Annotated in this window: 12 protein-coding genes and 2 pseudogenes; 3 read left to right on the forward strand and 11 right to left on the reverse strand. The window is 51.9% G+C overall.

Going from position 1 to position 13642, the window contains the following annotated elements; translation table 11 throughout:
• Window positions 1–35 precede the first annotated feature (35 nt).
• The 3 genes from MHH62_RS03380 to MHH62_RS03390 form a co-directional block, all read right to left on the reverse strand.
• Window positions 36–533 carry a hypothetical protein gene (locus tag MHH62_RS03380; RefSeq protein ID WP_339232477.1) on the reverse strand — a complete coding sequence of 166 codons (498 nt, stop codon included), beginning with the start codon at window positions 531–533 and terminating at the stop codon, window positions 36–38.
• 174 nt (window positions 534–707) lie between these two features.
• The gene (locus tag MHH62_RS03385) at window positions 708–1031 is read right to left on the reverse strand and encodes a hypothetical protein (protein ID WP_339232478.1); all 324 of its coding nucleotides are present in this window, start codon (window positions 1029–1031) and stop codon (window positions 708–710) included.
• Entirely contained in the window at window positions 1031–1765 is a 735-nt protein-coding gene (locus MHH62_RS03390) for a metallophosphoesterase family protein (protein WP_339232480.1), read from the reverse strand. The genes MHH62_RS03385 and MHH62_RS03390 overlap by 1 nt, the downstream gene beginning before the upstream one ends.
• 314 nt (window positions 1766–2079) lie before the next feature.
• On the opposite strand from MHH62_RS03390, the gene MHH62_RS03395 reads away from it, so the two are divergent.
• On the forward strand, window positions 2080–2454 hold the full coding sequence (locus tag MHH62_RS03395) for a helix-turn-helix domain-containing protein (RefSeq protein WP_339232482.1): 375 nt from the start codon (window positions 2080–2082) through the stop codon (window positions 2452–2454).
• A gap of 370 nt (window positions 2455–2824) precedes the next feature.
• On the opposite strand, the gene MHH62_RS03400 is transcribed toward MHH62_RS03395, so the two are convergent.
• The 6 genes from MHH62_RS03400 to MHH62_RS03425 form a co-directional block, all read right to left on the reverse strand.
• A complete protein-coding gene (locus MHH62_RS03400; RefSeq protein WP_339232483.1) occupies window positions 2825–3313 on the reverse strand; it encodes a hypothetical protein in 489 nt (162 codons plus the stop codon).
• 1009 nt (window positions 3314–4322) lie between these two features.
• On the reverse strand, window positions 4323–5312 hold the full coding sequence (locus MHH62_RS03405; protein WP_339232486.1) for a hypothetical protein: 990 nt from the start codon (window positions 5310–5312) through the stop codon (window positions 4323–4325).
• A 332-nt stretch (window positions 5313–5644) separates the two neighbouring features.
• Window positions 5645–7255: a hypothetical protein gene (locus tag MHH62_RS03410; RefSeq protein WP_339232488.1), complete on the reverse strand. Its 1611-nt coding sequence runs from the start codon at window positions 7253–7255 to the stop codon at window positions 5645–5647.
• A gap of 67 nt (window positions 7256–7322) precedes the next feature.
• Window positions 7323–8015 (reverse strand): hypothetical protein, encoded by a 693-nt coding sequence (locus MHH62_RS03415; RefSeq protein WP_339232490.1) that lies wholly within the window; start codon window positions 8013–8015, stop codon window positions 7323–7325.
• A 1345-nt stretch (window positions 8016–9360) separates the two neighbouring features.
• Window positions 9361–10668: a HAMP domain-containing sensor histidine kinase gene (locus tag MHH62_RS03420; protein WP_032902600.1), complete on the reverse strand. Its 1308-nt coding sequence runs from the start codon at window positions 10666–10668 to the stop codon at window positions 9361–9363.
• Window positions 10665–11405, reverse strand: a complete 741-nt coding sequence (locus MHH62_RS03425; RefSeq protein ID WP_014718447.1) for a response regulator — start codon at window positions 11403–11405, stop codon at window positions 10665–10667. The genes MHH62_RS03420 and MHH62_RS03425 overlap by 4 nt, the downstream gene beginning before the upstream one ends.
• Window positions 11406–11709: 304 nt before the next feature.
• On the opposite strand from MHH62_RS03425, the gene MHH62_RS03430 reads away from it, so the two are divergent.
• Together MHH62_RS03430 and MHH62_RS03435 are read left to right on the forward strand one after the other, a co-directional pair.
• A complete protein-coding gene (locus tag MHH62_RS03430) occupies window positions 11710–11970 on the forward strand; it encodes a DUF2790 domain-containing protein (RefSeq protein ID WP_198833127.1) in 261 nt (86 codons plus the stop codon).
• A gap of 30 nt (window positions 11971–12000) precedes the next feature.
• Window positions 12001–13212, forward strand: a complete 1212-nt coding sequence (locus MHH62_RS03435) for a cytochrome c biogenesis protein DipZ (protein ID WP_339232493.1) — start codon at window positions 12001–12003, stop codon at window positions 13210–13212.
• Window positions 13213–13311: 99 nt separating this feature from the next.
• On the opposite strand, the pseudogene MHH62_RS03440 reads toward MHH62_RS03435, so the two are convergent.
• Window positions 13312–13488: pseudogene (locus MHH62_RS03440) on the reverse strand (aldehyde dehydrogenase family protein); the annotation flags it as partial.
• Between the two features lie 74 nt (window positions 13489–13562).
• Window positions 13563–13640 (reverse strand): annotated as a pseudogene (locus MHH62_RS03445) (creatininase family protein); the annotation flags it as partial.
• Window positions 13641–13642 lie beyond the last annotated feature (2 nt).

The raw sequence follows: 13642 nt of genomic DNA on the forward strand, positions 1-13642 counted from the left end.
CTCAACCCCTGTCTCGCAGCTGTCCAGATTGTCAGCTACTGTACAATCAGTCCATGCGCGGCGAGCTCGTTTACCAACGTGTCCCGGCGCAGCATCCGGGGGATTTTAAAGAGACTTCTGTATGCATAGAAGAGGCACACAGGCGTAAACAGCAGCCCGATACCAAAAGTCGCTGTTGCGATGATCAAGCCCGCAGGAATTGCCGCTACCGCGAAAATAATCCCTTTGAGAATGCTGGATTTAGCAATCTGGCGCAGGTGATCAAGGTCATATTCAACCTTTCCATCTGCTTTTTTGAACGCCACTAGAACGATGGTTTTCTTGTTCAAATGCTTGTAGTACCACGTACGAGGCTTGTCAGTAACAATCGCCCCGTGCCTTTTCAGGTAGTCCAGCATGCAAACTTCTTTGAAATAGAAGGTTTTTCCTAAACTGTCTTCACACCGAACTTGGCTATAGAGCGTATCGATGTCAGCAGAGTTTTTAACATTGTAGTTCTTGACGGTAAGCTCAATTTTTTTAAGATCAGGCATGCATTTTCCTTAGTGCATTTAAAAGGCCACGTGAATACGGACGCATACGAAGCCGTCCAGCGAGTTGGTCAGCGGGATACATAAAGCTTTAAATCCAAGGCGCTCGCCGCGCCCTGCCAAGTGCTACAGCTTAAAAGCGTTCTTCATGCTGGGTGAGCCAACCCAAGTGGATGCTCACCGCGGCTCGCTGAGCTCGCTAGCGATAACGTAGTAGTCTTTGCCACTTAGGCTGCGCATTAGCTTGAACCCCGCCCTTGTCTCAACCAGCTGAAGTGGAGGGGTAGCAACCGTCATTCCATTCGAGCTTACGTTTGACTGATCGTTGTAAGCGAGCGCCGCATAGCTCTGCCCTACTCGTGCTGCGTTGACAAGGTAAGCGTCGACCACCACACCCCAGGAAATACCCTGTGCCTGAATGACTTCTGAGGGAAGATCCCGCTCAAGCTCTATCGGCTCGACGGCGTGGTCAAAAAAGTGCTTCATCGCCGAAGTGGCCATTAGATTTGGATCTCGAAGTAAGGGTCAAAACCGGTGTTCTCTCCAGGGTAGCCTCCTGGGTTCGAGATCACCCGGCAGCCGGCCAACTCAACATCTGTAGCCTCGTGCGTGTGACCGAACACCCACGCATGGGCTTTCTCTATCAGACCCGGCCAGTCGTTTGTGTAGGCGGCGGTCAGATGCCCATCATGTTTGTCACTAATCAACATGGGGGATGGTGAGTGATGGGTCACGACTACTGTCTTGCCGGCAAACGGACGAGCAAGCTCTTGGGTGAGCCAGTCCTTGGCGATGTGGTTCCGGGAAACCAGGTCATTCGGTCTCAATCGTCTGTAGTTCGAGTCTGCCCTGATATACTTGAAGTCGTTCATGCCTTGCCTGGCAGCATTGCTAGCCGCGATCTGGTTCCCTGTTGACGTGAAGTCAGTCCATGCTGTGCTGCCGAGGATTCTGACATCCCCCAGAATCAGCGATTCGTTTTCCAGCACATGCACGTGGCCGGCCGCGGCGTCCTTCATCTTCTGCAAGGTGCGATCAAGGTGCCCGTCGTAATATTCGTGGTTCCCTGTGACGTACACGACCTGGCAGGCGAACGTCTCGTTGGCCCATTGGACGCCCCTGGCCTTTTTGTTGATGTCGCCAGCGAGGATTACCAGGTCAACCCCAGCATCAAGGGGCGGTGGGTCGAAACGGTGGAACTCGGCATGGAGGTCTGAGTAAATTCTGATTCGCAAAACGCAGGCCTTGAGGCTTTAGCTATAAATTGACGCCGACTGGGTTACAGAGCGCACGCGTGCCGGGACTCGGCACAATGGAACGGAAGCATCCCGACCTTCGCTTCCTCGATCAGAGCACGGCACAAGCGTGCCAGCCAGTTCATCTCACGGCACTATATTGCATGGAGTCGAACCGCGCAATATGGCTTTATCCTCGGCTTTGGGTATTCCAAATGTCGTTGAGAGAACCGCTAGCCGCAGTCTTGAGGCTGACACGTACCGCCCGAAACCTGTCTCAGGAAGACTTTCATGGCCGGGTCGAAGCTCGGCATATGAACAATATCGAGCGCGCGAAAAGCAGCCCTACCCTGTCATCGCTCGAAGACATCGCCATCGCATTGGGCGTTGATCTTGTAGCGCTCGTGGCCGTGGCCAGCGCTCATGACCGTAGCCAGACCCCTAAGGAATTTTTGAAACACCTGGCCGGCGAGATCACCAAGCTTGAGAAGCTCGGTGTCTTGGACAAGCTCGACGGCGAATTCACCGACGGCAAGCTTCAGTCAGTGCACGGTCGCATTCGATCAGGCGCTGCCAATCGAGCGGCGGTGCTTCAGTGCAAAGCTGAAGGTAAGACGCAGAAGGAGACTGCGGAGCTTCTGGGGCTTGCAAAATCGACGGTTAGCAAATACTGGAATGAACACGGCTGACCAGGCGCGCGTCTTGGTATATCCAGACAGCCTCGCTCGCAAGTGCAAGCGCCATGCAGGCTTCCACATTGGAGGTATTTTAATCCCGGTATTCGTCCAACAGGTAATCGATCAGCGCCTCAGCGAACTCCTTCCTTGGCACCCATGACGTCCCATCCCGTGACCGCCGGGGCTGATGAACTACGCCCAAAGCTCAGGGAGCTCGTCGACCAGAAGTTGAGCCAGACGAGCTAGGCATTTACAACACCTTAGTATATTACGTCATAACTACTTTCTATCTAGGTACCCACACCCATGCATTAATGAGAACAATTATAGATTGAAAAATCATACATATCTGCACGTCGAAAACTGGAGGCATTTTATTAAACTACAAATAAATATAGGTTTTGTTCGCCTTTGAACTGTTCGGGTCAATGAACTTCAGCACCAGGCTAGTATCAGGGTAAAATCTTTCGACCTTGTCCACCGCGAGATCTGGGGGAACATAATGTGAAACGTTAGATTTGCATCCGCAGCGCGACGCCGTCAAGTTCTCCAAGTGATCAGCGGATACAAAATAAACGCCATACTCGCCCGTATCTGCTGGCGAAGGAACCTCTGGAATGTCTTTATAAATATGAGAAAAATTTAAGCCAAGAGTTTGCTCCAACACCATATTATGGAATTTTACAACCGTTTCGCCGCCGATAGCGCCTCTAAAAAGAGCACCCCACACGCTATAAAATCCGACCAATCGGTTAATAAGAATCCCCTTGAAGGTGGCCAGCGGGCAATGACCGCGGCCACCATAAGCGCGATAAATACACTGCCCTTTACCAGTTACCACCGCCAGATTGCTGGTTGTTAACGCATTCATAAACCAGCAGACATACGCTAAGGAGGCAAAACAACTGCTACCAGGTTGCAAATTCATCCGTTGATGGAGCGTCAAATCGATGAAAGAGCGATAACATTTTTTATGCTTAGATATATATTTCTTCCAGATATACCTCCTGAGAGATTTTATGCAGCGGATCTGATCTATTTTTGAGATCGATACGACTCCCAAACACTGCATATCGTATAATCTGTCACTACTCCGATCTGAACTCCGACATGTCGAAACCCCTCCTTCTCGCTCATATGAATACTCAAGACTAAGCCTCGCAACAGGAAATCCAAAATCAGCTTGGAACGGCTTTGGAATGTCAATTCTAGCATCAAGATATTGCAATAACACATCATCAAGGCAATCCCTCGATACTCGAGAACTAACCCAACGGTATATATCACCCCCAACAAATCTCTCTGAGTCAGACAGCCACCTAATAAATCCATGATGCCAAGAACCTATTTCTTGATATATAGGCGCAGAAAGATCCGGGCTAGTAAGCCGTTTACCAAGCGCTAACATATGCTCACAAGAGGGTTTTGGTTCTAATGGAAAACTCCGCTTGTAACGTGACGGAAGATGAAGGCAATTCAACAGCTCATAACACTCGGAGCAGCTAACAAGCTTATCACCGTGCCAGGGGCAGGACTGAATTTTTCTAAGACAAAATACAGATGAATGGTACCCAATTTTGATGCAGCTAGGGCAATGCCATATTTGTGGGCCCGTGTAATGGAGATGGTCTCTGGGTATCATGTTAAGAAAGGTACCATCCAGATCGCCAAACTGGAAACCAAGCGTAGTTTCTAATCTTCCTTGGTCAATGGCTCCCTTTGCCCACCAACTAAAAGTGTAAGAGCTACCCATCTCTGGTTTTTTTATAAGATCGATAACTTGCTGTCCATTAACCCGATTGATGAGCATCACCTTGACCAGTATCAACCAGATCGACTCGAAAGGTGCAAGACGCCTTATAAAAGATAATACTTGACGGTCATGCATTAGCTGTATCTCTTGGCGGTGCGTCACTCATCAGCGCTGCGAATTGACTCATCTCAGATCTGGCGATTGCACTTTTAACATCTTTTTCACAGAACGAAAAACCCTCACAATCGTTCAGCCTTCCGCCGACTAATAGATATGAAAGAGCAAGAAAAATATGCTCGGTGGGTATCGTTTTAGCTCCCGCCTCTAACACACAGTTCATTGCGTGCTCGTAAATTTCTTCTGACATAGATACCAGCCTGAAGCCAGCTTGAAACGCGTTGGGCAAAAAAAACTCAGTGAAACTGCAGTTGCTGCCATGCGGGTAAGCGGAGCCTTCGTCGAAATATACTAAAATCGAAGTGAGCCACGCCACACTTCCACAACCGACAAAGTCAATCTTTCGACCCAAGAATCTAGCCAATATCGCCATATGCTTCCCTGCATGCAAAGAGTTTCGAACCCCTTCAATTTCATTTTGCGCAAAGCCAACGGTGGTGAGCTTTAAACCCCGCGTACTGAGCACATTTTGCAATACTTGAAGATGCTGATAGTCTTTGTAGTCTAGGGCCTGCATTTCATCAAGCACCAGTATGAAATGAGTACTTCCAAGACTAGCGAGTTCGCATACTATGTGGTCAATCACTGCATCTCGAATACCGCTCAATTTCGTCCTCGGCTTAATAACTAAACCAATAGCCTTGACCATGGACTGGATAATGCTGTCCTCTCGCGCAATGTCCGCAGTGACGAATTCGACGTACCGATTGGGGAAGTCTTTACGCAGGATAGCCACTGTGGCAGTCGCACATTGAGTTTTTCCCATCCGAGGTACCGCTTGAAAATAGACGCTAGGCATGCTCAACCAAACTTGCTCACGAACCTGTTTGTAGGCCCACTCAATGGTTGGCGTCAAGACGAAATAATTCCGGAGTACGAGAGGATGACTCTCTAAAAGCTGATCACGCATAAATACTATTTTGGGATCAAATTCCGTCACAGTATGACCTCCGATCTACTTGAATAAATTCTTTAGGTTTAGAGGCGTATCTGGAACTACTGAATCGTAAGATCTGGTTGGATCTGTGGGTGGCTGCGTGCGAGGCTTTACCTGTTTAGTTGCTGCCTGTTCGGTGCGCGGAGGCAGCTCCATTCCTGACTCATGAAATGCTTTTTTATAAGCGGAAGCAGCTCCAGCGTTCTGTCGGCCGCTAGGTGTCTGAACAACATTTTCATCGGATTGATGAAGTGACTGCGCTTTTTTCTCCTGATATCTGAGAAACGCCACGATAGGATCGTCTGAGTGCGCGATGATAAGCATTCTATCTCGCACTAGTTTGTTAATGGCCTTTCTGGTGCGCCGACTATGCTTGGTCTTTCCCAGCCACCCGTTGCCATCAATGTACCTAGTGATGATCCGTCTGGTAGATACGCTTCAACAGACCTCATATCCAACTCATCGATCTCAACGGTCAAACTTTTACCGATGAGCCAGGTTGAATATGAGAGAGTTTCACTTTTATACCTAACCCGATCGATCTGAATGTACCCCCTTACTCCGTTAGTGGGGTAGCCGACGACCTTCACTTTTGCAACTGTTTTTTTGTATGCGATCGATGGCAGTACAGCTGCGATAGGACTTCGGGGGATGTAACTTCCGTTGTTGCGTTCTAAATATTGACTGATCATTTCCAGGGGGCTTAGCCCCCACTTGCCTTCAGAAGGCAGACTATTGGACATCGCGAGATGATAATACAACAATTCCTCAACCTCGTCGGCTTCGATACGATACTCAATTGCCGCCTTAATCCCCTTAGCGCCCTGACCCATTTTCGAACCTGCACGATTCGGCAACCGCTTCATATCATGAGCCACGTCCCTGAATGCGCGCTCAACGTTAGGCCTTTGTTCAAATTTCGCCGGCGCGCCATAGCACAGTGAGACCCCGAGCAGCTTTCTAAGCTCCGAGGATACAACAGCTGCTTGATGGGCCAGTGCATTATCAAAAAAAATGGCACATGGCAAAGAGCCCACTAAGGTAGAGAAGACTTCAGTAGGGTATCCTGCACATTCTGGAAGCGTTAGGTTTAAATTATTAGTTCGAGGCTTCGGCAATGTCCCCCTCAAACATTCGGTGATAACTTGGACGATGTCTTGAGAGGTGACCTCTGAACTGAATACTACCTTCATCCACCATGTAGAACTTGAGGCCCTTTCGACCACCGCGATCAGATTAATTCTCTTAAGCCGTACATAAGTCGTAAAGCCTTCATCGTTTTTCATCCCCACGACAAATTGCGCATCAACTTTATACTCGTCAATTTCAAAAACATCTAAAAAGCCATCTAATTTAAAAATGGATTCAATGCCTCGGCCCACTGATAGATGGGCGGCTGCCTCGGCACTTCCGGATATAGAGGTATAGGCATCGAAATATTTTAACTTTACCTGTTTTAAAAATTCCGCCACGGTTCGATAGCCTTGATACTCCATATTCAGGGGCCATTCATCCGCTGGATGGTCATTCGCCTCCAGATATTTTATGAAATGTGAAAACAATGCCTTAGGCTTCACGCTTGTTTCGCTCAACTTTTTCTTGGATTTTCTAGGTATTATTTTATCAATCAAATACTCCTTTAAATCCGGATACTGTTTAAATAGCATCCCTAGAGCACCTGAGTAGCCTCCACGATTCGAGCTTTCAACACTTTGTAAAGGTGCCACTCTCTTATAGGAGGCTAACCTGAAATGAGGGATGAGAGCCCTATAACCTGCCACTAATCCATCCGGATGGATAGACATGCAGCGTTTAATGTAACGCCGCAGATCAGCCCCTGAAACATTGGTTGACTTATAGATTTCCTCAATCGGTGAGCCTTCAACATACATGTCGACGGCTTTTTTTCTCGCATCAAATACCTCCTTGTCAGACTCGTCCATCATGCTAGTGTGCACGTTCCCCCACGGTCGAGTAGCTTCAAGTGAACAAGTGATTTCTAGTCGAGAACGCCTAGCTTTCATTTAGAGACCACCAAGACGAGCGCCCAAAGTCGGTTGTTCCCAAATCAGTTTGTTTGATCACGCCTTGGAATATAAACTTTGCAACGACCCCTATTACTATCATCTCCTCAGCTACACAAACATGATCGATAATTTTTTGAACATCTCCACTTCCGAGTATTTTAAGCGTATTTAAAATAGTCTCTTCCTCAAAAGGCCATTTTTTGTAGCGCATTTGAGCTACAAAAGGCAGCAGTCGTAGCAATCTTGCTGCATATTTTGCACGAAGTACAAGATAGTCTTCCGTGATCGCTCGATATATTGTAAGCCGCTCGCTGCCATCCATATGACGAACCATTGCAGGCATTGCAGCGAGCTGTCCACTTCTCGAGGTTATATGATGTATTTCCTCATCGCCGCCCTCAAGAATAACCATTATCGCCTCAATGGGCTTGAAGCTTTCTTTGGTATCATCTAGTTTAATCTCCAGATTATACCCAAATTTAAATGACTTTATATTTCTGTTGGCTTCCAGATCGGCAAGCCAATAGATGACCTCATTATTACTTGTCAGCGACAAATCCTGATTGAGTTTAACGCTATAGCACAGCCAAAGATTATTTCTGGTATTAGTCCGTTTGCCATGCGCTGCGGCTAACTTACCCCTCATTTTGCTTTTTAGTGATGGCATGAAAGCACCCAAGTGAAATCCTTTTCCCACCTATCGCACATCATGCACGCAATCACAAGTAACTTAAATCGGCTGCCCCCTCCTAAGCATAATAATGCTTGTGATTCGATGTTTTATACAGGCGACTTTTTGTTAGGTATACGCTCCGTTTCTTGTACTGCATACCTCATAACAAAGCGTACGTAGATTCAGCGAGTCATAAGTTTCGTCGCCGTAACTTCACAATTTGGATCATGTTTTTTTGAAGTCCTGAGCGAAAGGTCAATTGTCGTAAAAAAATCCGCTTCGACGTCGGCCAATTTCGATCATCAGTTTATTAGAAATATTGGATGCTACCGGGCACTCTGACCATGCTGGAAGAGCGCTTGTCGTTAAGGCAGCGCGTAATTATCAGACGGGCGGTAGTATCAATTGGGGAAAGCCGAGATGGGCATTACTTAAGTGATGGCGCCACATCCTATATGCGATCAGTGTCTTCGAGCGCCTGCTACCAAGGAACAAAGTAGGGTGCTGGACTGTAGGCCTGGGGTGGTTGGCGTTCCCTATGAAAGGCCTTCTCTTCTATCCCAATCAGATAAAGTGAAGCATTTCATACTCCAACCTATCGTGCCGGAACTCGGAGTGGCCATCAGGCCGCTGATTGTTGCGATAGGTTGACGGGCTTGAATTTTGGGGGGCGGGATAAGAGCTTGGTTTAGCCTAGCTCCCCGTTCTCACCAAGGTTGTCATCACTGCCACTGAGGCGTGCTCAATGGTACGTTTGATCCAGCGCCTTTGACCTGGCTATCAGTTACGTAGCCGCCGGTGGATTCGATTACTAACTCACGCAGAGTTGCTTCATCGATGAAGTGTCAATGACTAGGAGTTTTCGCAGTTTTGCCCCATTACGGTGCGCTAGCGTCCGCCTAGATCTCATGCCTTAGATCATCATCACTTCAAATGTATGCCTTAGATGAGAGTTACTTCAAATTCCTTTGAACTGATTGCAGTGCTAAACCTAGCCCAGATTATGGGATATGAGATGTAGGCTATTGATTTGGGAGGTAGGACATCATAGAGGATCTAGATTATGATTTCCTTCAGAGTACTATAATGCCGTTTCTCTTCAGGTCAACGACTACCGCTGTTCGTGCAAACTGGTGACGCGGCGCCGTTGCCCAGGCTCGTCCCGTTCATATACGTCCACTCAGACTCAGGAACCGCGCTTTCAATGATGCCTGGCGGCGAGTACCTTGAAGCCCTCGATGTCGACTCGGTTTGACGCGGGCGCTGGCGAAAGCGCTTGATGAAACTCGCGTTGATCAACTCTTCCACATCCAGATTCAAAGCACAGTTGACTAGCGCCGCTTCGCGCCTCCTACGATAAGCGCGTCGGTAATCTCAGTTCAGCGCACAATCCGCCGCCTTCGCGATTTCTCAAGGTCAGGGTGCCGCCGAGGGCTTGTGCCAGCTGCTGGGCGATAGCCAGGCCCAGGCCCGTGCCGCCGGTGCTGCGGTTGCGCGAATTTTCCACGCGGTAAAATGGCTCAATCACACGGGCCAGCTCCTCTTCGGCAATGCCGGGACCACGATCCATCACGGTCACCGACAGGCTGTCGCCCTCCTCCGGCTCGACCCGCAGCTGCGCGGCACCGGCGAATTTGAGCGCGTTATCCGTGAGGTTTACCAGCACTCGGCGCAGCGCGTGGGGCCGAGTGTGAATCACCGCGTTGCTTTTGCCGCTGAGCTGCACGTCCTTGCCCATGTCCTGGTAGTCGAACACGAGGCTGTCGAGGAATGAATCAAGATCGGTACGGCGGCTTTCCTCGGTGGCGCCATGCACGCTGCGGGCATAGGCAACGCCTTCACGCACCAGATGCTCCATCTCGCCGAGGTCATTCCACAATTTGTCTTTGTCGCCGCAGTCGTCCATCAATTCGGCACGCAGCTTCATGCGCGTGATTGGGGTTTGCAGGTCGTGGGAAATCGCCGCCAGCAGTTGCATGCGTTCTTTCAGATAGGCCGCAATGCGCGCCTGCATGGCATTGAAGGCGATGGCAGCGTGTGCGACTTCGGTCGGGCCTTGTTCATCCAGATGCACCGGGTGAGTGTTGGGATCGAGGTTTTCCACGGCCTGGGCCAGGCGGGTCAGCGGGCTTATGGCAATGCGAACGGCCAGCCACGTGCATAGAATCATCAAGGCCAACTGGCCCAGCAAAACCACCGGCAGCCACGGCGACAACGGCACCATCGAGGGGCGCACGTCGATGGTCACCGGGCTGCCGTCGGCCAGTTTCAGATGGACCTGGAAATGTTTGATAGGCCCGGGAATGTCTGTCACGGTCATCGGGTAATCCTTGCCGATGGCCTCCTTGATCGAGGTCACTGCAATCGGCGTGTCACGCAGAGCGACGCCTGGCGAGCCTTCGTCGAGCAAATAGCGGTAATTGCGTCGATCCAGTTGTTTCAACCAACTCATGCGTTCCTCGGCGGGCAAGCGGTCAAGGATGGCAATGGACGTCGATACATCGGTTTCCAGGTTACCGAGCATGGTGTTTTTCGCGGTTTCGTAACGCTCGTAATACTGCACGCCGAAGGACAAGGCCTGCGCCAGGGTCAGCCCTACCAGAAAGATCAGCGACAGCCGCGAGATGAGGGTACGAGGCCAATGCAGCGAAGGCTTCATGCCGGTGCTCCAAGCACTTGCACCGGCAGCGAGAAGACATACCCCTCGCTGCGTACGGTTTTGATGTAAGCCGGCTCGCGCGCATCGTCAAGCAGGCGTTGGCGCAGCCGGCTGACCAGCAGATCAATGGAACGGTCGAACAGGTCGGCGTCACGGCCCTGGGTCAGGTTGAGCAACTGGTCGCGATTGAGTACCCGTTGCGGATGGTCGAGGAACACCCGCAGCAGGCGATATTCAGCGCCGCTGAGGGCGACCATGGTGCCGTCTTCATCAAGCAGATGGCGGGCGGAGGTGTCCAGGCGCCAGCGCCCGAACCCCAGCCACCTTCCGGTTTCGGTAACGACCAGGTTGGGCGGCAGCATGCGCGTACGGCGCAGCACAGCGTTGATGCGCGCCAGCAATTCACGGGCGGCGAACGGCTTGACCAGGTAATCGTCGGCGCCCATTTCCAAACCGATGATGCGGTCGGTTTCGTCGTTGCGGGCGGTCAGCATCAGCACCGGCGTGGCCTTGTGTTTGCCGGCGCGAATGTCGCGGCAGAGCACCAGGCCATCGTCGCCGGGCATCATGATGTCAAGCACGATCAGGTCTACCGGCGTGGCCTCGAGAAACGAGCGCATCTGGCGGCCATCGGCAACCACGGTGGTGCGCAGGCCGTTCTTCTTCAGGTAGTTGCCTACCATCTCTCGAATCTCACGGTCATCGTCCACGATGAGGATGTGATCAACGTGTTCCATGGGCCAAGCCTCTGTCAATGGGAATTGCGGCTCAGTCTATAGAGGCTGAGCCCGTTCGCCCGTGGCGGTTTGTATTGCAGTGTATCTGCTGTGGCGAAGGATACATGCAGAGGCAAAAACAACAATTTTCCAGGTTTTGTATGGCTGTGTATCGGGACGGGGTCCTGATACGAACCGATTTATCCGCGCCTGTTTTTGACACAGACGAGATACCTCGCGGGCTTCTAATGAGCCACATCGAGGCCAACCCTAGCGCCTCGGCTCAATCGAACGACCCAACCCTTGAAGCCTTGAGGAAACGACCATGAACACCAATACCCTCTATGCCGCTTGCCTGTTTGCCGCCCTGAATATCTGCACCTTCTCGGCCCGCGCCGAAGCCGACGTCACGCCGCAAACCTACACCTACGGCACGCATCTGGACATCCAGAAAGTCGTGGCATTGACAGAGGATGCCGGGGCTGCCTGCGGCATTGTCGATGCCCAACTGACCTACCTGAATTCGCAGGGCAAGACCGAGATCCTGAACTACCGCAAATTTGCCGAGTGCCACAGCGATAACTGAGCCCGGCCCACATTTCATCAGGAGACCCTTATGTTCCTCATCGCATTCCTGGGCGGCTTATTGACCGTCCTCAGCCCTTGTATCCTGCCGGTCGTGCCGTTTCTGTTCGCCGGTATCGACCGCACACGCTCATCGATCCTGCTTACCCTTGGTGGCATGGTCCTGACCTTCGCGCTGGTTTCCAGCCTGGCCGTGGTCAGCAGTGAATGGGTGATTCAGGCCAACAACACCGGGCGTCTTGTGGCACTGGTGGTGATGGCGCTGTTTGCCTTGTCGCTGATCTCGGCGCGAATCAGTGGCTGGCTGGCCAGCCCGTTCGTGTTACTGGGCAATCGCCTCGACCCCCAGACGCGCAAAATGTCCGGGCCGCTGGGTTCGCTGATGATCGGCGTCGCCACCGGCCTGCTCTGGGCGCCATGCGCCGGGCCTATCCTCGGGGTGATCCTTACCGGCGCCATGCTGCAAGGCGCCAATGCGCAAACCAGCCTGCTGCTGGTGGCCTACGGCTTGGGCAGTGCACTGTCGTTGGGTACGCTGATTTTCGCCGGACGTGGTTTAGTCAATCGCCTGAAGGCCTCGATTCCGGTTACTGGTTGGCTGCGGCGCGCCACCGGTTTTGCGGTCCTGGCCGCAGCGCTGATGATTTCTACCGGTGCCGACAAGACGCTGTTGGCCGGGGCGTCGTCCGAAGGCGTCAGCGTGCTGGAAAACGGCGTGCTGCAAAGCGTCCCCAAAGTCGTCGAATACCTGGTAAGCAAGGCCAAGGCCGAACCCACCCTCGACAACGCCCGAGGCCCGATGCCGTCGCTGTCTGGCGCGGTGGAATGGCTCAATTCGCCCGCACTGACCAGTGAATCGCTCAGAGGCAAGGTGGTGCTCGTCGATTTCTGGACTTACGACTGCATCAATTGCCAGCATACCCTGCCGTACGTGAAGGACTGGGCGCAGAAGTACGAGAAGGATGGCTTGGTGGTAATCGGCGTCCACACCCCGGAATACGGTTTTGAACGCATCATCAGCAATGTCAGGGATGAGGTGAAAAAGCTCGGCATCACTTACCCGGTAGCCATCGATAACAACTACGCGATCTGGCGCAACTTCGATAACCAGTACTGGCCCGCGCACTACCTGATCGACGCCAAAGGGCAAGTGCGTTTCACCCACTTCGGAGAAGGACGCTACGAGACGCAGGAAAAGATGATTCAGCAACTGCTGCAGGAGGCGAAAGCTCCAGCCGCGTAACCCTTGAAAACCCATGGCCCACAGGCAACGTGCTGTGGGCCATTAGCTTTTTCTCCTGCGGCCTGGGTTGCGCGACCACCCTCTCCCGCCAACCCCAGGCTAATCCGACACGATGCTTTTGGCCTCAAGAAATGCTTGCAGCCCAAAGACTCCAAACTCCCGGCCGACACCGGACTGCTTTACCCCGCCGAACGGCGCCAGCAGCTCTGGCGAAATTCTGTTGATCAACACCGAGCCGGCCTGCAGCTGGGCCGCCAGGTGTTGGGCACGGTCCGGTTGCCCGCGATAAGCACAACGCCCGGTATGCCCAGGCGTTGGCCGCGTCGAATCCCCCTCTCCCGCGTTTCAGCGTTGCACAACTTCAAAACGAAACCCGCCGGGCGACGTGCAAAACTCGCCTCGGCGTAGAGCGCTGAAAACGCCGCTTCGC

It is taken from the genome of Pseudomonas sp. FSL L8-0168, assembly GCF_037976155.1.
Classification (GTDB): Bacteria; Pseudomonadota; Gammaproteobacteria; order Pseudomonadales; family Pseudomonadaceae; genus Aquipseudomonas; species Aquipseudomonas paracarnis.